Source organism: Chitinophaga sp. 05T412 (genome assembly GCF_056396465.1).
Genome location: NZ_JBFTLN010000011.1, coordinates 170,339 through 189,266 on the forward strand (window position 1 = coordinate 170,339; position 18,928 = coordinate 189,266).

The following is an 18,928-nucleotide window of genomic DNA, read 5'->3' on the forward strand; positions in this document are numbered from 1 at the left end:
TGTTAACTTTGGTAAGTTGAATAATGTGACGCCTGACAAGAAACAGATTCTATTTACATAAGTAAGATAATATTCACATATTCTTATCTGATGGCATTTGATAAAATCTACGAAGTAGATGAAATTATACAGAAGCAAGCAACAAAATATTTTTTTATTAGTAGTGGGAATGTTGATATTGTGAAGGCGGTTGAATATCAGTATGTTCAGGATTTTGGAGAATATCCGCTTTTTAATCTTGGATTTGGCGACTATGACCTCGAAACAGACGTTACATTGGATAAAACAATTAGCAATAATGGGGATACATATGCTGTATTCCATACCGTTCTAAGCACTGTTCCGCGTTTTTTTGAGGCGAATCCCAATGCAGTAATGATGGTTCAAGGCAGTGATTCTAGTAGTGAATTTTCAGAAAACTGCAAGAAATCATGCCGCAAAAAATGTGATAAACAATGTAAAAATATTAATCGGCGGATAAACACATATAGATGGTATGTCAATAAAAATTTTGATGACTTAAATAAAACATATACCTTCTACGGCGGTTTGAAAAGTGAAAATGGAATGATAATTCCTGAGGAATATGACATAGGAAAAGAATACGATTCTGTATTTTGTAAAAAACAAACAAATCATAAATGAAAACTAAGGAAGAAAACAACACCGAAAAATTGGTACAGATACCAGAGAAAGGTTTACTGTCTTTAGTTTCAAGTAAACTAAAAGACAGGATATTATTTCCGCAAAAACTCGAAGATGCCAAAGAGTATCTCAAAAAAGTGACTATTACCAAAGCCTGATTTCTTTATCAATATTTGTGAGGTGTGCTTTCGGGCACACCTTTTTTGTTTAATCATATCTCTTAATTTTCATTCCCCAAAAAAATATTTATTACAAACAAAGATTATCTAAATTGGCTACCTGACTGATAACATACACATGAAAACTTCACTTGACCTACTGATAGCGGATACCATAGCCCCCCTGTTAAAGCAGCATGGATTTAGCAAAAAGGGATTGAATTTTTATAAGACGACCAACGGCCTGATTTTCTTAATTAATCTTCAAAAAAGCCAGAGTAGCCACCTTAAATTCTATGTCAACTGTGGCATTCACTCCACTGAAATAGACCGGGTTATTGGCGATAAAGAAAACGGAGCACCCAAAGAATACGAATGTTATTACCGGGACCGGATCTCTGATATCACACAAGCTACCACCGATGGCTATACGGCGGAAACGATCACCGCTGCAGCAATAACGAGCGATCTGCAACAGGTGCTGGCCTTGTTTGACAGCATTACTACGCCCGATGAGCTGGCGCAGCTGATGATTAACAAAAACGGGTTAAATAACTACGAAGAACTATTTACCTATCTGTTGCTAACCGGCCAGGAGCAAGCCATGAAATCATTTGCGGCACAACTGTTCCGTAACTTTGGATCGGAAAAAAGGTGGAGCTTCTTTGAAAATCAATTGAACGACATCTTACAAAATAATAAAAAAACATATCGGGTATCAGACCTGATCGGATAGCGCTGATATGCCAGCAGGCGGCATACAAACCAAAATTTCATTTCTTCATGTCAGTATTCCTGCTTATTTTCCACCTTTGAAAATGCAGGCAAACCATATTTACAGGGAAAACCCCTACCATGCCACTGCGAACCATTAACCCAAACGTAACAGGAAACGATGTACGAAGTAAATGAATTGACCCAGGCCCTAAGAAGAGGAAATGTGGACGAAGCCCGTCAAAGACTGGCACAGGGAGAAAAGTTACCCGCTGATCTGGCCGACTATGACCAAAGACAAATAACAGATACCCTCTTGCGGGCAAAAGCCTTTGATATCATCGATCAGCTGATCAAGGGCCGGTTTGTGGAAACGGATATTTATGAATATGATAAACTGGATGGCAGCATCTATGCGGCTGTATTCAGGAACCTCGGCACCACACCGGAAGAACTGGCCTTTTGGGAGTCCTTGCTGGCGAAAACAGATAATATCAATGATGCCCCCGGCGATGTTACACTACTGGAGCTGGCCTTCAAAACCAATGCTCCCCTGCCACATATCGAATTGCTGATAGCCGCCGGCGGTGATATTCTCCGGAAAAACAACTACGAAGAAACCTATCTCTATAAAGTTATCCAGGAATTTAATATCAAAGAAAATACAGGCCTCGTTTATCTTGAGTTCTTAATCAGGAACGGCGTAGACCCCAATGCCGGCAATATTGTAGGCGAAACGCCCCTTCATCTGGCGGTAGGGAAAAGACAAAAAGCCTATATCAGCTTCCTGTTGGAACAAGGCGCAGATCCAAACCAGGCCAACAAAAAAGGAGAATCCCCTTTTTACGCCGCCATTATTCACCAGGTATGTGATGAAGAATTATACCGGCTCTTGTCCGCCCAAACCACACCTGATTTTGATACCATCACTCAAAGTGGTGAAACCATTATCGGTGGCGCCTTACGGATGCGGAGACGCGGTGGTGACGGAGAAACAAAACTCATCAAGGCACTCATCAACGATGGCGCCGATGTGTATCAAACCTCTCTTTGGTATTCGGCCGATAAAGCCGCCCTGGACTGGACCGCCGAGCATCATGCCGACATCCTCGAGGCGATACTCGACACTGGCACTGTGGAACTGGATCGCCGCGATAATGAAGGCAATACCCTGCTGCATAAAATATGCGGCCACAATGTAAACTACGAACAGGAAGTAGCAAAACAGTTGTACCGCAAGGTGAAAATGCTGATAGAAGCCGGCGCCAACGTGAATCTTACTAACGATAAGGATCAAACACCGCTAGACCTGGCAGCACAGGATAACCTGAAATCTAAAACGGTGGAGTTACTCCTCAAACATAAAGCCTGATATCATGTCCATGTCTTTTATTATAGCCTGCGAAAGCGGCAAAAGAAAAATTGCCGAAATTCTGCTGGCCAACAAAGAAGTAGATGTAAAATATACCGATGAAAAAGGCAGAACCAGTCTTCATTACGCCGCCCACCAGGGCTATCTCGATATCGTAAAACTATTACTGGAAGCGGGCGCTGACCTGGATTATGAAGATCATAACGGAGAAACCCCTTTCTACTTCGCCTGTTTACAGAAACAAAAACAAACTGCGCTGCATCTCCTGGAAAATGGCGCCAGAACCGATATCAAAGACTTTCAGGGCAACAACCTGCTTCATCTCACCGCCAAAACAGGACAGAAAGAGCTGGTAGAAGTGCTGTTGGCAAAAGGAATGAATGCCGACCTGGTGAATAACGAAGCTGTTACGCCCCTGCTGGTGGCCTCCGCATGGCGCAACAAAGAGATTGTGCAAACACTCATCGACCACGGCGCCAACGTAAATGCCACCGACAAAGCCGGCGATTCGCCGCTGATCACCGCTGTACGGTCCAAAAATGTACCGATGGTGACCTGTCTCATTGACAACGGGGCCGACGTCAATCAAACCAACGATGCCGGCGAATCACCACTGCTGATCGCCTGTTACGATACCAACCGCGCTATCACCAATCTGCTGGTAGAGAAAGGGGCAGATGTGCAAATCACCTCCAAAAATGGGCTGTCACCAATCTGGTATGCCTGCGCTAATAACCAGAAAGAAATCGTGAGCCTGTTCCTGGATAAGGGCGTAGACGTGAATTTCAGTCAGCCGCTGTCCAGCGTTACGACCAGTATGAACAGCTACCTCGACTGGGTAGAAAGCAGCAATAGCCTGTCGATGGAAAGCGCTTTCTCCTTTAATCATACTTACAGCTATGGCGGGGAAAGTCTCCTCCACGTAGCCGCGAAAAACGGACACCTCAGCATGGTGAAGCTCCTGCTGGAACGCAATGCCCTGGTGAATATCCAGGACGAATCCGGTAACACCGCCCTGCACTACGCAGTTTCCTGCGGTAAAAAAGATATCGTGAAATACCTGTTGGAACAGGGTGCTGATGTCACCATCGTGAACACCAAAGAACAGAAAGCGATTGACTATGCATCCATCAAAGGATTTAATGAGATCGCCGCGTTGTTGCTAAGTTATCAGTCGCCCGCAGCGCAGGCGCCGGCAGCTACTGCAGCTCCTACCGCCAGCCAACCGGCCACCGACAAGAAAAAAGCGTTAATGGACCTAAAAGAATTACTGGATGCCGGCATTCTCACCCAGGCAGAATTTGATGCCGAGAAAGCCAAAGTGCTGAATGGAAAATAGTTTTCTCCGAAAACACCCGTTTACACACAAAAGCCTGTAGATGCATATCTACAGGCTTCTTTATGATGGAATAAGATGTATGCTTATGCTACGGGTTGTTGCTTCAATGCAGCGATGCGCACTACCAGGTCAGCCAAACGATTAGCATATCCGAATTCATTATCGTACCAGCCTACTACCTTCACCAAATCCCCTACAATAGAGGTCAGCAACGCATCGAAAGTACAGGAGTAGGGATTATCGATAACATCTACAGATACGATCGGCGCTTCCGTATATTTCAACACACCCTTCATGGACGTGGCCGCCGCGGCTTTGAACGCATCATTAATCTCCGCTACGCTGGCCGGCTGCCTTTTCAGGATACAGGTGAAATCGGTCAGTGAACCATTTAATACCGGTACCCGTATACCTGCTCCACCCATTTTTCCTTCCAAATGCGGAAATATCGACGTAATTGCTTTTGCTGCGCCGGTAGAAGTAGGTATAATAGAAGCCGATGCAGCTCGTGCCCTGCGAAGATCGCGGTGTGGTGCGTCATGCAAATTCTGATCTCCGGTCATAGAATGCACAGTAGTGATATAACCATCCACAATGCCCCAGTTATCATCCAATACCTTTACCATAGGCGCCACATTATTAGTGGTGCAGGACGCATTGGACAGCACCGGTGCGGTAAGATCCACCAAATGATCATTCACCCCCAATACTACTGTAGGAATATCTTTATCCGGCGATGGCGCTGATACAATCACCTGTTTCGCACCCGCTTGCAGATGCAATCCGGCGGCGCTGCCGGTAGTAAATTTGCCGGTTGCCTCGATGACGATATCAATGTCTAGTGCCGCCCAGGGCAGCTTCAGCGGATCACGCTCCGACAAAACACGAATGGGTGTACCATCTATTATCAGGGCATCAGCCGTAGCTGTTACCTCACCTTTATATGGACCATGTACCGAATCATAACTGTAAAGGTGCGCCAATGTTGGCGTATCCGCCAGATCATTGATAGCCACCACTTCTATCCCGGTTTTCTGCAGTAACATACGTAAACATATTCTGCCTATACGCCCAAAACCATTAATAGCTATCTTCATGTTTAAATAGTTATAGCCTGTAAAGTTATTTGATAGTGCGCAAATAACAAAAATCCACCGGGACGAAGGGCGTTAATCAAGTACGGTAACGCCGGTGTCATGATGAATGCCATAGGCTGTCCCCTTCATACATACCGGATTAGTGAGTATCGTACCTACCAGTTCCGCATATCTTTGTGCAGATAAAGGGTGGCCATACCGTTTCTCGATATACTGCTCCAGCGTCAGATCGCTTCCCTTAATATAGGCGCCTGCCACACATTGAGCCAGCGCGGTTTCACCAATCATCTGCAATGGCACTATCGTCTGGAACACAATACCGAGGTCTTTCTGATACGATATCTGGTTGGCATATTGTACCATTAAACCTAACATGTGCTTGGCGCCGGCATAACTACCAGATAACGGCGCGCCTCTCATTGCAGCACCACTGGATACCACCAGCACCCGGCTGCCTCTTCTCAGGGAGGCCTTCAGTGCGCTTTGTATGCCATGAAGCCCTGCCTTTACATCCGTATTCCACACGGTAGAGAAATCTTCCCACGACAGTTCATCCAATGGCCCCATCACGGGAGTAGCCCCGGCATTGAGGATGGTCACTGCCGGCCGTAATTCCCCCATTACCTGGTCCATAAAAACAGGGTCCGTGGCATCGCCGCTGATCACGCTGACGTTCATTTGTTTTATTTCTTCCAATTTTGCCGCATTTCTCGCAATAACAGTGATATTGGCTCCCAGATGCGCTAATTCATGCACCAGCGCTTTACCTAGTCCGCTGCTGCCGCCGGTGATAAGGATAGCCTTGCTTTGTAAGTTTTCCATCTTGCTTGATTTTTAGGTAACACTGATGGCATAACACCTGAGGAATAAAAACAAGGACAATTAAGTACTATTTTTATGTTGAAAGATAAAAATACTGATATGCACATCMGACAGGAACAAACAAAAGACCATCCCGAAGTATTTCAGTTAATTCGATCGGCTTTTGAAAAAGAAGTGCACAGCGATCACCGGGAACAATTTCTGGTAGAGCGTCTGCGTCATTCCGATGCTTTTATTCCTGAGCTGTCGTTGGTAGCTGAAGAAGATGGCCACATCGTGGGATATATCTTATTAACGAAAATCAATATCGTGCAGCAAGATATCCGTTCACCTGCGCTGGCATTGGCGCCGGTGGCCGTGCTTCCCAGTCACCAGGGAAAAGGCATTGGCGGTCAACTGATAAAAGCTGCGCATGAAAAAGCGGCGGCAGCGGGATTTACCGCAGTAGTACTATTAGGACATGAACACTACTATCCCCGTTTCGGCTATAAAATGGCAAAAACATTCAGAATTAAACTGCCTTTTGAGGTGCCGGAGGAGAATTGTATGGTGCTTGAATTAAAAGCAGGTGCGTTGAAAGATGTTACCGGCACGGTGGAATATGCTGCACCGTTTTTTGAGTAACCCATCCGGCGAACATTAAAAACTTCTGAACCAGGGCCGATGTGTCAGCGGAGAGAAAGCCCAGGGAATAGAGGTGAGTATGATGAACAGGGCAATGCTAAACCAGATGGCCATTACTTTAAACTTCGCAGTGTCTGACGACTGGCGTCTCGTCTTTGCCGCACCGATGGTCAGCACTATCACCGCAATCATCATCATCAGGCTGTGTTCCATCCCAAAGAAACGTATTTCGCGCTGATGTACCGCTTCTTTAAAATGCGCCCAGAAATAAGTCACCAGGGGGCTGATAAAATAAAGATACACGCCGGCCAGGAATTGAATATGCGCGAAAATAATGGTCCAGCGCCTGGCGCCGTGATCAAGGGACGAAAATGTTTTTCCGGACAGCCAGCCGCGCCAGGCACGGTAAATAGCGAAGATCAGGCTCGCCAGCAGCAGCCAGCGCACCAGCGAATGAAGGGCTAAAATTGCGGGATACATCTGTTGTTTTTTCGAGGCGCAATTTATAAAAAATAACGCTCCCTTTAAGAAAGCATTCCTACATTTGAATATGCACACTATACCAGATCTGGTTATTGACAGGGAAATCAGGGATTCTTTTAAAGTATCCCGGCTTTCCGATACCGGCATTGAGGACGCTGTGCCGGTTAGTGTAGTGTACAACAGGATATTCCTGCTCGCGGAAGCAAAAGGTTCCATACAAATAGATCAGCAGCATTATCCTTTGCAGGGACACGAGATTTTTTTAGTGGCCAAAGGGCAGGTATTTGCCTTCACGGCTGATACCCGGCTGAATGGATTTGAAATCCTCTTCGGCGATTGCTTCTGGGAAAGAACACCCGCCAGCGCATCCAATTGCAAAGCAGTGCTATTCAACAATACCGCTYTACATCAAAGGCTACCGTTAAATTCGTCCCACAACGCTGCATTAGCACCCGTCTGCCATCTGTTGCTGCAGGAATATTCAACCGCTGATTATCCCAATAAACTGGACGCCATGGCCGCTTATCTGAAAATCATCATGATTAAGCTGGCAAATATTCAGGCCTCCACACAGGTGGAGATGAACACTTTCGATAATCAGCTTTATCAAAAGTTTCTTGAGTTGGTCAGCACCCGGTTTCAGGCACAGCGGGAAGTATTTGACTACGCCAAAGAGCTGACTGTTTCCGCCCGCAAGCTTTCTGATGTGTGCAAACAAAAGAGTGGCTATGGCGCCAAAGAAATTATCAATGGCTATCTGGTAGCGGAAGCCAAACGATTGCTCCAGTTTTCAACCAAACCTATCAAACAAATCGCCTACGACCTCTCCTTTGCCACACCCGAACAATTCAGCCATTTCTTTAAAAAGAGTACCCTCGCCTCTCCGGCAGACTACCGGAATATCTTCGTAAATATTGGCAGGTAAACCACACTTTCTGACATTCCCCCGCCGACAACTACCCATTAATTTTGGGTCATAAAATTATTCTATCATGTCAGTAAACAAAGTGAAATCAGTAGCTGGAATTGTTATTCCCGACAGTAAAATAGCCACCGCCGCAACGGACTTATTGCTGGAACATGGCACCACATTCATTTACAATCATTCTCTCCGGGTATTTCTTTTCTCTTCTTTAAATGGTAAAAGGCTAAACAAAAAATATGACGCAGAGCTATTGTATATCAGCGCCGTTTTTCACGATTTAGGGCTTGTTCCCCATTACAGCAGCCCTGATCTCCGGTTTGAAGTAGATGGCGCCAATGCCGCCCGCGATTTCTTAAAAAGCTATGATGTTCCTCCGGCATCTTTACAGTTGGTGTGGGATACCATCGCCCTGCACACCACTATCGGTATTGCAGAACATAAAGAAGCGGAAGTAGCGTTGATGTATTCCGGCGTTGGCCTGGATGTGATGGGCGAAGGATATGAACATTTAAGTGAAGCACACCGCCTTGAAATTACTGGCGTCTTCCCCAGAACCGACTTCAAAAAACGAATTATCCCTACCTTCTTCGGTGGCTTTGAACATAAAACAGCTACCACTTTCGGGAATATAAAAGCCGATGTATGTGCTTATATGATCCCCGGATTTCAGCGTAAAAACTTTTGTGACTGCATCCTTCATTCTCCGTGGAATGAGTAGCATCCGCGGAATATGCAAAGAGGAGCTGTTGTTGAAGCTCTTCTTTGCATTGTTAATTGACCCGTATCCGGGAATTATTTACCAGGCATTATGAATAGTAAGATCGTAAGTAGCTTTGGCTGCAGGAATACCACCACCCACAACTATATCTTTCTTAAAGCTAACCGTTGATGACACGGTTACATGAAACTTGCCATTGCTATCTTTTGTGATATTAGCAGTTCCTCCTGTTCCATTCACGGAATAGAGTATAGCTCCTGTATTCACAGCAGTACCAATAGTACAAGTAAGGGCGAGGATACGGCTGGTAGGATTCGATACCATCGCTTGTGTAGTGCCAATACTATAGCTGCCCTCTCCCAGGTTACTATAGAACGTCATGGCCAATGAGCTGCCGGAAAAAGCACCGTAATTGCCTCCATCTCCGGCGGTAGTAACAGCAATGGCAGTAATGACGCGCCCCTCAGAAGCTGTGCTGCTCTGAGAAGAGGCAGCTCTTACATAGGTATAATCCCCCAATTTCCAGTTGGCATCTCCACCGGAAGGTGTTGGGTTATCATCACTTTTTTTACCGCAGGAAAACAAAAATAAAGATGCGAAAACGATTGACAATACTCTTTTCATAAATCAAAATGGTTAAACTTTTTGGCGCTATATGGCTAACAGGCTATAGCAGCCAGGCTAACGTTGCTATTTACGGGTAATGTATATGAACCATTGGTTCAATTTCAACGCAATAATATGAAAATTTATCTTGATTATTTTTCCTAATCAATGCTACCTCACTGGTGCATAGGTCAGTTCCACGACCCCTGACTTAAAAACTTTGGTTTCCAGTAATCCTAAACCGATCCGCGCGTTCAAATCTTCAAACAATGGCTTACCGGCCCCCAATACTACCGGATGTACGGATACTTTATATACATCTATCAAACGCTCTTTTATAAACGTTTTGATAAGACTTGCGCCTCCATACAACCAGATATCTTTACCACCTTGTTGTTTGATATTGGCCACCTGGTCGGCGATATCCTCATGAATAAAGGTTGCATTGGCATCTTCCCTGTTTTGCCGCGAAAACACAAATTTCTGTTTGCCATGGATTCCCTCCCACATTGCTTTTTCAGCGGGGCTGGTAGTCGCATCCGGTTGAAAATTGCCCCACGCATCATAGCTTACCCGGCCATAAAATATGGTATCGACACTGGCTATAAAGCCGCCAAAATCCATGTCCTCCTCCATGATACACCAATCTACTTCACCGTTGGGTCCTTCAATAAAACCATCTAAAGTAACTGCTAAATTCAAAATTATTTTCTTCATTTCATCTATTTTTTAGCAAAAATAAATATCAGTCCTGTGGATCTTTTGGAAGAATGCGACAAAATTAAAACTGCGCAGGCGTAAGTCCGGTATGTTTTTTAATTTCATTGGTAAGATGTGACTGATCACAGTACCCACAGTCAAAAGCGATATCTGCCAGGCTCTTTCTATCACCTGCTTCACTCATCATTGTCAGCGCCGACTGGAAGCGGATAATCTTTACATACTCTTTTGGCGTTAACCCAATGTGCGTTTTAAACAATCGCTCCAATTGCCTTACTGTAATAAAATTCCGCTTCGCTGTTTCGTAGATACTTAACGTTCCTTTAGTCACCTGTATATCATTCAATACAGCCAGTAACACAGGATGCAGACCTCCCTTTCTGTCTAAAAAATATTTATTGAGATAAGCAACAGGCGTTTGTTGTATTTTTCTCATATCCAGTAAAAGAGGTTGCTCAAATTCAAATGTATGATCCGTCAACTCATTTTGTGGCGCATAATTGTAAAAAGAGGAAAACACGGCAGGCTTGAAACATACGCCCAACAGGTGCGTGTTGCTATCGATAAAACTATCTTTAAAAGACGTCATAGCACCTACTACATACGTTTTACCATGCTCCATACTGGCTGAACCGCTATCCGTTTTACAGGAGGCGCCCAAATTGATAACGATACCCGGGCATCCATCAGGAAAGATGCGTTCCCATTGGTGGTCGGTGTCATCGCCTTTTAATTCCCAGAACGTGTGGATATGAGTGGCGAGCTGTGGGCAAGGTTGGGTGGCATTGTATTTCATGAATCAACTAAGGTAGGAATTTCGGGGCGTATTACCAGCATAGCCGTACATTACTAGTAACGCTCATCACCGCTTCCGGCGGCGGGAAAGTAGCTGTACTTATTACTATGACCAATACTACAGCCTACAAAAATGATTTAATCAATTTCCTGGATAACCTTCAGTTGATGGAAACAGCTGGAAATGTTTCCTCAGCAACAGATGCCACTTTTATTGGTGAATAGATTAACTTTATTGTTCTCAGAGATTCACAGACGAAAACCTAATTTTTGTATGAAAGTACTGATTATTGGCGCCAACGGAACAATAGGCAAAAGACTTACACCACACCTGGCACCACAACACCATATCATCACTGCCGGGAGAAATAGTGGAGACATCCGGGTAGACATTACTTCTGAAACCTCAATTAAAGAAATGTTCAGGCAGGTAAAGGAGATAGATGCCTGTATTTGCATTGCAGCCTCTGGCCCTCTAGACAACTTCTCCACACTTACAGGATCGCAGCTGTCAGATGACTTTCAGGGAAAACTATTTGGCCAAATGAATCTCGTTCTCATCGGCCAACATTATCTAAACAACAATGGTAGTTTTACGCTAACCTCCGGCATATTTGCTGATATTCCTTATAAGGGTGTAACCGGTGGAGGAGTTATCAGCGGTGCTTTACACAGCTTTGTATTATCTGCAGCTATAGAATTACCAAGAGAACTCCGGATAAATGCAGTGAGCCCAGGCATGGCCGAAGATTCTGCAGCAGACTACGGACATTTATTTCCGGGATTAAATGTAGTGTCCATGAAAGATTTAGTAGCAGCTTACGATACCAGCATCAACGAACCTATAACCGGTCAAATTTTGAGAGTTTACTAACCGCGGCATAACAGATGCACAGGTAGCCCTGGCTCTTGGCGGAGATATGGTACCCAAAAGGAATGCAGCGTTTATTGATGCTATTCCTCTCGTGAAGCTTACCACACCTACCTCTCCTACTGGTACGTAGAGAACAGCCACAGTAGGCCACTCCGGCAGATTCTGTGAATAAAGCGTCAAATTAACTGTATATTACAGCACTTCTTGCCATCGTATATCATTTGTGCTGTAAACATGAAAAAGCCCGGGTCTCCCACTGCTGACAACAATGATGAATTATTGCTTCACTGCTTTAAAGATCATCTTAACTTCGTGATTGATGATTTCTCAACGATCAGCGCACATTTTCATTGCTACCACACGAAAAAAAAGGACTTCCTCCTGCGGGAAGGTTATATGTCTTCTAATTACTTCCTCATCCTGGAAGGATATGTTCGTATATTCTATAGAACAGACAAAGGAGAAGAGGTGACCATCGATATCCTGCGTAAAGGAGAGTTTGCCTCCTCGATGTACAGTATCTTAAAAAACGCTCCTTCTTTCGAAAATATTCAATGCCTGACCGACTGCCTCATCTGTAAAATATCAGAAGCGTCTTTTGAGACACTGGCCGCGGAAAATCCTGCGTGGATTCAACTGGGGATGCAGTCGCTTAAAGCAGCGCTTCTGAAAAAAGAGGAAAGGATACTGACTTTTGGGAAACTAAAAGGGAAAGAACGTTATAAAAAGTTAATGGCAGAAAGACCTGATATTATTAAAAATGTGCCGCTTAGGTATGTAGCCTCTTATATTGGCGTGAAGCCGGAATCCCTTAGCCGGATAAGAGGATAAGGTATAAAAAATAACAATTGTTATTTTTTATGGTTTCGATGCCCATGATTTTTGCATTGCAATAAATGTAATAAGTATCATGGAAACAATTGATCTCACCACACCCGCTGGCATGGTAGCCTATTTTCGTCGTTGTATCAAAACCGGAGATGTTAAAGGAGCCATGCGTTGCTTTGATGTCAACGGCGTATACATAGACAGCACCGGCATTACACTCAATGGTCTGCCACAAATTGAATCAGCCATCGGGCAGCTGTGTACCTTACAGCCAAACATACAAGGAGGCAAACCACATGTAACCCTACTTGGCGATTTAGCTATGTGGCTGGATAAATGGGAAATGACGGGGATAACTCCGGAGGGTACCGCCATTAATATGAGTGGCCATACCACCTGTTTGATGCAAAAGGATAGCATGGGAGTTTGGAAATGGCTGGTGGATAATCCTTTTGGGGCGGCGGTGTTGGATGCGAATGCATAAAAAGCGAACAGTCAATACTGATTATTTCCTTCAGCGGAGTCTCAGCGATTCGAGCTGTAATCCTCAAAAACAAAAAAGCCTTTGGTGATGTACCAAAGGCTTTTTTAAATTTCATCCACACCTTACCATATCTTGATCCGCTTATTTTCGTCCAGGAACATCTTCTCTCCGGGTCGTACGTTAAACGCGGCGTAAAAAGCCGGCGTGTTCATGAGTGGGCCATTTACGCGCCATATTGGGGGCGAATGGGGATCGTTATTCACCCAGAAGCGCAGGTATTCGTCTTTCATTTTCACCCGCCAGATTCTGGCCACTGAGAAGAAAAATCGCTGATCAGGTGTAAAGCCTCCGATCCTCGTTGTATCCTGTCCTTGCTTGGTCATTTTAAAAGCGTCATATGCTACAGCTATTCCGCTGATGTCTGCCGTGTTTTCTCCTACCGTAAGCGCACCTTTTATATGAATGCTATCTAATACAGTGAATGTACTGTACAGGTCAATGACCTGTTGTGTTTTGGCCTTAAACTTCTTATAGTCTTCAGGTGTCCACCAATTTTTCACGTTACCGTCCTTGTCAAACTGGGCGCCCTGATCGTCAAATGTATGCGTCATTTCATGCCCGATCACCATGCCAATGCCACCATAGTTAAGCGCGTCATCGGCGTTATTATCAAAGTAAGGAGGCTGCAGAATTCCGGCGGGGAATACAATCTCATTGGCGGAAGGATTATTATAAGCTGTTACTGTGGAAGGTGTAGTGAACCACTCCGTCTTGTCAACCGGCTTTCCCAATTTGGCGAAGCTGTATTGGAAGTTGTTCGCGGCCGCCGATACCACATTTTCAAAATACTTATTCTTCACAATGTTTACATTATTGTATTCGCGCCACTTATCAGGGTATCCGATCTTTTTGGTGATCGCAAATAATTTCACCTTGGCTTTTTGCTTGGTGCTGTCACTCATCCAGTCCAGCTTGTCGACCCTACTAGAGAACGCCTTCTGCAGGTTATTCACCAGCTCCAGCATCCGTGTTTTGGCCGACTCCGGGAAATATAGCTTCGTATATAATTGTCCCAATGCCTGGCCAAGATAGGTATCTACTACACTTGACATGATCTCTCCGCGTGCTTTTTGCGTGGTCTGTCCCGTAAGGACTTTACTATATTCAAAGGATGAATTCACGAAGGGTTTGCTGAGGTAATCTGCATAGGTACTAATATAATTTAGGCTCAGGTATACTTTCCAATCGGCTAGTGGGATCGATTTGAGGAGCGTGTTCAATTTGTCATAGTAGCCTGGCTGGGCTACATCCAGTGAATCTATGGTAGCACCCAGATGTTGGAAGAAAGTTGTCCAGCCTATATTGGGTTGTTGCTTATTTAAAGCGGCCAGCCCTACTTTATGGAAATTGGCTTTTATATCCCGCAGCTCAATATTGGTTTTATGTGATGTTGCCAGCTGCTTTTGGATATCGTAAACAAGTGCCGCATTTTTTTGCGCTAACGCAGCATCGCTTCCTGTCAACATAGAAAGATCTGCGAGGTATTTTTTATATGCCTGCTGTATAGCAACAGTGGCGGTGTCAGTCTTGAAGTAATAATCCCTGTCAGGCATGCCGATACCAGTTTGATAAACATGCCCCATATTCATGCTACTGTTTTCCTGATCCGGCGACACCTGAAAATCAATCAGGGCGACGTTTGACAATTTGGTTTCTTCCGCCATGAATGTAAGCATATCAGCAATACTTGTGATGGCATTGATCCGCTGCAACCCGGCTTTGAGTGGTTCAAAACCACGCTGATTGATCATATTGGTATCCATTCCGGAAGCAAAAAAATCGCCGATCTTTTGTTCAAGGCTGCCGGGGGGATTGTTACTTTTTGATACGCTATCAAGGATACCCTGCAACTTGAGACGTTGCTGATAATTCATAAACCGGTATGCACCTACCCCCGACTGACTGGGTGGTATTTGTGCGGTATCATACCATTTTAAATTTACATAATTATAAAAATTATCGCCCGGCTGAATGGTAGAGTCGATTCCTTCAATAGCAATGAAGGGTTTTTCATTTGTATGCGTTTGGCAGGCAACAAATGAAACTAAGAAAACGGATAGCAAAAACCAGATTTTCATACAGATTAGATTGGTTGCGAAATGATGTTGAATGGTTAATAAAGATATCGTTTCTATTTAATACTTTTTCAAATACATCATATGTCTGGTAGCAACCGAAAATGAAAAAGGGACAAATCATCATGATGATTTGTCCCTTTCTGCGGGCTACCGGGGACTAATTTCGAACTTTTTTGTCCGGGATTTAAGTAAAATTAGGACGTCTCTGGATATAACATTCCGTTTGGCGGACTATTTTTGTATTATAATTTTCCCAGTCAGTTTTTCTCCTGTAATGGTGTTGATCTTTATGAGATAGACGCCTGCTGGGATATGATTTGGTACTTTCACGTTGTTTGTTTTCATTATATTCTGATAAACCGGGACGCCATTCATATTATTTATAATAATTGTGCTACCAGCCAAATCCTTGTTGTATTGAAATGATATCTCTCCTTTAGTTGGGTTCGGATGTAGTTTTAGCTCCATCGGGAGCCCTGTTTTACTGGTAAGTAGGAATTGATTGCTGACAATTACAACGGCCCTGGTGCGGACACTGCTTACACAACCATCGAGCAGTGATTCCACGTAATAATACAAGGTATCTAAAGTAACCGGATGAACGGGAAAAGCATTACCGGTAAAGAGCGGGGAACCGCCTGTTGCCGTGGAATACCAGTTAAAAGTAGCTCCCTGTGGAGCAATTGCTTTCAGGGTATCACTGGTATTTACTTTCATTAATAATGTATCATGAGCGAGCAAAGGAGGTGTTCGGGGAGTGACTGCTACTTTTACAGGAATGCGTTGTGGATATTCACAGGAACCTTTAGCGGTAACATAGTAGATGGTGGTGGTGGCGGGACTTACGCTATAATCCGGTCCGATATGCAGTTGCGTTCCTCCAGTAGGCGCACTATACCAGATGATAGCGTATAGGGCATTAGGAACCACCTGAACGGCATGCAGCGTAGCACTGTCACCTTTGCAGATATGTACGCTGTCGGTATCAACCCTGGGTAAAGAAGAAGTACTGCCCGCAAAATATGCATGATGAACAGAATCGGACCTGCACCCGGTTATACGATTTACAGCCTGTATATAAATATCTCCCTGTGAACCGGCAAAGTTCGTATAATAGGGTAGTTGTACGGAATCATTGTTTAATACTATATAAGAAGTGTCTAAAATCAAATTCGAAAATGCGGTATAGATAACTCTTACATTATAATTCATATCTGGCTGATGATTCAGTATTGATATAAAAGGTGCTCCGCATACCATTCCTTCAGGAGGATAATAAACGGGGTTGTCTACGCTGTTTTTCCGATAAGCATAATAAAGCCGGAAATTGCTTAACAAACCAACAAGGCTACTGCTTAACTTGATCTTTACCCTGTCAAATTGGTGTTGTGGCCACAGTAATATTTCTCCACGACTGTTACACTGCAAGAATCGTAGTATGCTGGAATCCACAGTATGAGTATCATTATTGAAAGTGCTACCATTGTAAGTTTCCACCGTTACTCCTCCAAATAAGTTAGCAGACAATACGGGATTTCCACTGCCGATCCCAATAATGAGGGAGTCGCAACCAGTAGCGCTTGCAGTTGGAAAAATAAGTGTTTGCTCCACACTTACACCTAATAGGCCCACGTTGATGATAAAGGTGGAGTAGTCTTCAAAGCTGCTGTTATTTACGGGGTTGTTTGGATTATTTACTCCACACAGTAAACAAAGACCATTCACCTGGTTGGTTTGACTACTGGCATATGTCTTCTGCCCAACTGCTCTGGATGATATTGCCAGGATAGCAAATAATATAATGCCGCATGAAGTAAGCATTTTCTTTTGAACAAAGTAGAGATTATGCATTGGGATGGATTAATTGTTATCAAATAGGGCTCATTAATTAAGATGTCTACAGGCATAAGCTTGAGCGATGTTGATGCTCCATTTTTTAAAGTTATGTGTTCCGGGTTAACATCAGGCCGCAGCTTCCTGGTAATACTGGATGGTGTGAGTTTTCGACCAAATTTTTCCTGGCGCAGTGTATTGACGAAAGTAAGGATGCCTTCTAACTAAAAAAAATATTACCGCTGATATATTGCAGTGGCAAGCTTTATTTTGCAATAGCTGAATTGTTGACACTGTAATTCTTATATAATAGCCTCTCAGGTAATATTTCTTATTAAGAACCTAAAAAACCACACATGAAAAAAGTAGCGCCAAAGAAAATGCGACTCTCTACCATCAGAATCGCCACCCTAAGCAATCCAAAACAAGGGCAAATTAAAGTTACCGGAACATCCACCCCTTGTACACTTCTTGATCACACCTATTGTGGATGTCCTMCGTCTGCAATTTGTTAATGAACTTTGTAAATTAGAATAACAGCCCCGGCGAAATTATGATCTTCTCCTTCTGTCTGTGATTGCAGTCTATAGGAGATAGTTGTATTCACCGGGCTTTTTATTTTTCGACCTGTTCGGGTTACATGGATCTTGTTAACCCATATATTTATGCAGGAAGTATGCCGATTGGAGTTGTTGGTGGAAAGACCTGGAAGTTGTCAATGTTTGAAGCAAAAGCAGACGACGCTGATAAAATTGTAATATAGTATATTGCCTGTGCAGGGTAGAGCAATCATTAACAACGAAGTGTAAAATAGCGGCGCTACATGTGCTGCCATTTTATTTGCTTTCCCTTTATTGCCTAAATTTTTCAATGAGGGAGCCCAATACTTTTTACGGAGGGGGAAGAGGGTGTAATTATAATTGTATTTTAGTTAGTGGTAGTTGATCCTAATAAGGTCACATAAAACCAGAAGAGAAGTAATCGGAACTCGACTAATCAATCGACTTAAAATAAGAAACCCGCTCATTGAGCGGGTTTCTTCAACATTTTGCGGAGAGTCAGGGATTCGAACCCCGGGACCTGTTACAGTCAACAGTTTTCAAGACTGCCGCAATCGACCGCTCTGCCAACTCTCCATGCCGCGAAAGTATAACACGAATTGATTCTAAAAAAATTTGTTTTGCTTTTTTTTATTGTTTTTTTTCGTTAAGAAGCCGTCCTATGGCAGGATTATATCATTTACGTATAGCCGTTATCGATAGCATACCTCTTCCCACACGATCATTTATACCGCTTTTTCGTAAATTTAAAGATGAACAACGTATTCTTTGAAGGACCCATTCTATGGGCACAGATAGATGCTAATATGCACCTGCGGCACTCGGCCTACGCCGACTTTGCCGCTCAGGCACGTTTATCCCTTCTGGACAAAGTAGGACTCAATGCCAGCCACTTTTTACAGTTACAGGTGGGACCTATCCTCTTTCGCGAAGAACTGCTTTACCACCGGGAAATAGGCCCGAATGATAAAGTACAGGTCACCTGCGAAATGACGAAATGCAAAGCAGATGCGTCGCGCTGGTCTATCAGGCACGAAATTTACCGGGGCGATGGCACCAAATCAGCTACTATAACGGTAGACGGCGCCTGGATAGATACCCGCAAACGTAAACTGACAGGACTCCCGGCCGACTTGCTCGAAAAATTTAAAGCCGTTCCCCGCAGCGAAGATTTTGTAGAGGAGCCCTAGGAC

The 18,928-nt window shown here is 44.0% G+C and carries 20 protein-coding genes and 1 tRNA gene; 12 read left to right on the plus strand and 9 right to left on the minus strand.

The genetic code is table 11. From position 1 onward, the window contains the following. Positions 1-90 precede the first annotated feature (90 nt). The 5 genes from AC1DFM_RS23560 (at position 91) to AC1DFM_RS23580 (ending at position 4,228) form a co-directional block, all read left to right on the plus strand. Entirely contained in the window at positions 91-645 is a 555-nt protein-coding gene (locus tag AC1DFM_RS23560; RefSeq protein WP_477079215.1) for a DUF6934 family protein, read from the plus strand. Next, the gene (locus tag AC1DFM_RS23565) at positions 642-803 is read left to right on the plus strand and encodes a hypothetical protein (RefSeq protein WP_477079216.1); all 162 of its coding nucleotides are present in this window, start codon (positions 642-644) and stop codon (positions 801-803) included. The genes AC1DFM_RS23560 and AC1DFM_RS23565 overlap by 4 nt, the downstream gene beginning before the upstream one ends. Before the next feature lie 139 nt (positions 804-942). Next, positions 943-1,539 (plus strand): DUF4304 domain-containing protein, encoded by a 597-nt coding sequence (locus tag AC1DFM_RS23570; RefSeq protein ID WP_477079217.1) that lies wholly within the window; start codon positions 943-945, stop codon positions 1,537-1,539. A gap of 159 nt (positions 1,540-1,698) precedes the next feature. Next, positions 1,699-2,889, plus strand: coding sequence for an ankyrin repeat domain-containing protein (locus AC1DFM_RS23575; protein ID WP_477079218.1), 1,191 nt, complete (start codon positions 1,699-1,701; stop codon positions 2,887-2,889). Positions 2,890-2,899: 10 nt separating this feature from the next. Further along, positions 2,900-4,228 (plus strand): ankyrin repeat domain-containing protein, encoded by a 1,329-nt coding sequence (locus AC1DFM_RS23580; RefSeq protein WP_477079219.1) that lies wholly within the window; start codon positions 2,900-2,902, stop codon positions 4,226-4,228. Positions 4,229-4,311: 83 nt separating this feature from the next. Here AC1DFM_RS23580 and gap read toward each other — a convergent pair whose 3' ends face one another. Beyond that, positions 4,312-5,325 carry a type I glyceraldehyde-3-phosphate dehydrogenase gene (gene gap, locus AC1DFM_RS23585; protein ID WP_477079220.1) on the minus strand — a complete coding sequence of 338 codons (1,014 nt, stop codon included), beginning with the start codon at positions 5,323-5,325 and terminating at the stop codon, positions 4,312-4,314. 72 nt (positions 5,326-5,397) lie between these two features. Continuing rightward, positions 5,398-6,147 carry an SDR family NAD(P)-dependent oxidoreductase gene (locus tag AC1DFM_RS23590; protein WP_477079221.1) on the minus strand — a complete coding sequence of 250 codons (750 nt, stop codon included), beginning with the start codon at positions 6,145-6,147 and terminating at the stop codon, positions 5,398-5,400. A gap of 99 nt (positions 6,148-6,246) precedes the next feature. On the opposite strand from AC1DFM_RS23590, the gene AC1DFM_RS23595 reads away from it, so the two are divergent. After that, positions 6,247-6,771, plus strand: coding sequence for a GNAT family N-acetyltransferase (locus AC1DFM_RS23595; protein WP_477079222.1), 525 nt, complete (start codon positions 6,247-6,249; stop codon positions 6,769-6,771). Positions 6,772-6,786: 15 nt separating this feature from the next. Here AC1DFM_RS23595 and AC1DFM_RS23600 read toward each other — a convergent pair whose 3' ends face one another. Beyond that, positions 6,787-7,251: a hypothetical protein gene (locus AC1DFM_RS23600; protein WP_477079223.1), complete on the minus strand. Its 465-nt coding sequence runs from the start codon at positions 7,249-7,251 to the stop codon at positions 6,787-6,789. Between the two features lie 70 nt (positions 7,252-7,321). On the opposite strand from AC1DFM_RS23600, the gene AC1DFM_RS23605 reads away from it, so the two are divergent. After that, the gene (locus AC1DFM_RS23605) at positions 7,322-8,179 is read left to right on the plus strand and encodes a helix-turn-helix domain-containing protein (RefSeq protein ID WP_477079224.1); all 858 of its coding nucleotides are present in this window, start codon (positions 7,322-7,324) and stop codon (positions 8,177-8,179) included. A 67-nt stretch (positions 8,180-8,246) separates the two neighbouring features. Beyond that, entirely contained in the window at positions 8,247-8,897 is a 651-nt protein-coding gene (locus tag AC1DFM_RS23610) for an HD domain-containing protein (RefSeq protein WP_477079225.1), read from the plus strand. Positions 8,898-8,975: 78 nt separating this feature from the next. Here AC1DFM_RS23610 and AC1DFM_RS23615 read toward each other — a convergent pair whose 3' ends face one another. The 3 genes from AC1DFM_RS23615 to AC1DFM_RS23625 form a co-directional block, all read right to left on the minus strand. Next, the gene (locus AC1DFM_RS23615) at positions 8,976-9,521 is read right to left on the minus strand and encodes a hypothetical protein (RefSeq protein WP_477079226.1); all 546 of its coding nucleotides are present in this window, start codon (positions 9,519-9,521) and stop codon (positions 8,976-8,978) included. Positions 9,522-9,674: 153 nt separating this feature from the next. Further along, positions 9,675-10,220, minus strand: coding sequence for a dihydrofolate reductase family protein (locus AC1DFM_RS23620; protein WP_477079227.1), 546 nt, complete (start codon positions 10,218-10,220; stop codon positions 9,675-9,677). A gap of 64 nt (positions 10,221-10,284) precedes the next feature. Next, positions 10,285-11,019 (minus strand): AraC family transcriptional regulator, encoded by a 735-nt coding sequence (locus AC1DFM_RS23625; protein WP_477079228.1) that lies wholly within the window; start codon positions 11,017-11,019, stop codon positions 10,285-10,287. 273 nt (positions 11,020-11,292) lie between these two features. Here AC1DFM_RS23625 and AC1DFM_RS23630 point away from each other — a divergent pair, with 273 nt between their 5' ends. From AC1DFM_RS23630 to AC1DFM_RS23640, 3 genes are all read left to right on the plus strand, one after another. Continuing rightward, positions 11,293-11,892, plus strand: a complete 600-nt coding sequence (locus AC1DFM_RS23630) for a short chain dehydrogenase (protein WP_477079229.1) — start codon at positions 11,293-11,295, stop codon at positions 11,890-11,892. Between the two features lie 234 nt (positions 11,893-12,126). Beyond that, entirely contained in the window at positions 12,127-12,723 is a 597-nt protein-coding gene (locus tag AC1DFM_RS23635; RefSeq protein ID WP_477079230.1) for a Crp/Fnr family transcriptional regulator, read from the plus strand. A gap of 79 nt (positions 12,724-12,802) precedes the next feature. After that, the gene (locus tag AC1DFM_RS23640; RefSeq protein WP_477079231.1) at positions 12,803-13,204 is read left to right on the plus strand and encodes a YybH family protein; all 402 of its coding nucleotides are present in this window, start codon (positions 12,803-12,805) and stop codon (positions 13,202-13,204) included. 122 nt (positions 13,205-13,326) lie between these two features. Here the strand turns inward: AC1DFM_RS23640 and AC1DFM_RS23645 are convergent, their stop codons facing one another. The 3 genes from AC1DFM_RS23645 to AC1DFM_RS23655 all read right to left on the minus strand — a co-directional run bounded on the left by AC1DFM_RS23645 (position 13,327) and on the right by AC1DFM_RS23655 (position 18,311). After that, entirely contained in the window at positions 13,327-15,342 is a 2,016-nt protein-coding gene (locus tag AC1DFM_RS23645) for a M13 family metallopeptidase (protein ID WP_477079232.1), read from the minus strand. A gap of 231 nt (positions 15,343-15,573) precedes the next feature. Then, positions 15,574-17,193, minus strand: a complete 1,620-nt coding sequence (locus AC1DFM_RS23650) for an Ig-like domain-containing protein (protein WP_477079233.1) — start codon at positions 17,191-17,193, stop codon at positions 15,574-15,576. A gap of 1,033 nt (positions 17,194-18,226) precedes the next feature. Further along, a tRNA-Ser gene (locus AC1DFM_RS23655) sits at positions 18,227-18,311 on the minus strand. 176 nt (positions 18,312-18,487) lie between these two features. Here AC1DFM_RS23655 and AC1DFM_RS23660 point away from each other — a divergent pair. Beyond that, positions 18,488-18,925 carry an acyl-CoA thioesterase gene (locus AC1DFM_RS23660; RefSeq protein ID WP_477079234.1) on the plus strand — a complete coding sequence of 146 codons (438 nt, stop codon included), beginning with the start codon at positions 18,488-18,490 and terminating at the stop codon, positions 18,923-18,925. The last annotated feature ends 3 nt before the right edge of the window (positions 18,926-18,928 follow it).

Excerpts from the sequence above, each read along its gene's own strand:
- AC1DFM_RS23560 (WP_477079215.1), top strand. The coding sequence starts at position 91 with ATGGCATTTGATAAAATCTACGAAGTAGATGAAATTATACAGAAGCAA.
- AC1DFM_RS23565 (WP_477079216.1), top strand. The coding sequence starts at position 642 with ATGAAAACTAAGGAAGAAAACAACACCGAAAAATTGGTACAGATACCA.
- AC1DFM_RS23570 (WP_477079217.1), top strand. The coding sequence starts at position 943 with ATGAAAACTTCACTTGACCTACTGATAGCGGATACCATAGCCCCCCTG.
- AC1DFM_RS23575 (WP_477079218.1), top strand. The coding sequence starts at position 1,699 with ATGTACGAAGTAAATGAATTGACCCAGGCCCTAAGAAGAGGAAATGTG.
- AC1DFM_RS23580 (WP_477079219.1), top strand. The coding sequence starts at position 2,900 with ATGTCTTTTATTATAGCCTGCGAAAGCGGCAAAAGAAAAATTGCCGAA.
- gap (WP_477079220.1), bottom strand. The coding sequence starts at position 5,325 with ATGAAGATAGCTATTAATGGTTTTGGGCGTATAGGCAGAATATGTTTA.
- AC1DFM_RS23590 (WP_477079221.1), bottom strand. The coding sequence starts at position 6,147 with ATGGAAAACTTACAAAGCAAGGCTATCCTTATCACCGGCGGCAGCAGC.
- AC1DFM_RS23600 (WP_477079223.1), bottom strand. The coding sequence starts at position 7,251 with ATGTATCCCGCAATTTTAGCCCTTCATTCGCTGGTGCGCTGGCTGCTG.
- AC1DFM_RS23610 (WP_477079225.1), top strand. The coding sequence starts at position 8,247 with ATGTCAGTAAACAAAGTGAAATCAGTAGCTGGAATTGTTATTCCCGAC.
- AC1DFM_RS23615 (WP_477079226.1), bottom strand. The coding sequence starts at position 9,521 with ATGAAAAGAGTATTGTCAATCGTTTTCGCATCTTTATTTTTGTTTTCC.
- AC1DFM_RS23620 (WP_477079227.1), bottom strand. The coding sequence starts at position 10,220 with ATGAAGAAAATAATTTTGAATTTAGCAGTTACTTTAGATGGTTTTATT.
- AC1DFM_RS23625 (WP_477079228.1), bottom strand. The coding sequence starts at position 11,019 with ATGAAATACAATGCCACCCAACCTTGCCCACAGCTCGCCACTCATATC.
- AC1DFM_RS23630 (WP_477079229.1), top strand. The coding sequence starts at position 11,293 with ATGAAAGTACTGATTATTGGCGCCAACGGAACAATAGGCAAAAGACTT.
- AC1DFM_RS23635 (WP_477079230.1), top strand. The coding sequence starts at position 12,127 with ATGAAAAAGCCCGGGTCTCCCACTGCTGACAACAATGATGAATTATTG.
- AC1DFM_RS23640 (WP_477079231.1), top strand. The coding sequence starts at position 12,803 with ATGGAAACAATTGATCTCACCACACCCGCTGGCATGGTAGCCTATTTT.
- AC1DFM_RS23645 (WP_477079232.1), bottom strand. The coding sequence starts at position 15,342 with ATGAAAATCTGGTTTTTGCTATCCGTTTTCTTAGTTTCATTTGTTGCC.
- AC1DFM_RS23650 (WP_477079233.1), bottom strand. The coding sequence starts at position 17,193 with ATGCATAATCTCTACTTTGTTCAAAAGAAAATGCTTACTTCATGCGGC.
- AC1DFM_RS23660 (WP_477079234.1), top strand. The coding sequence starts at position 18,488 with ATGAACAACGTATTCTTTGAAGGACCCATTCTATGGGCACAGATAGAT.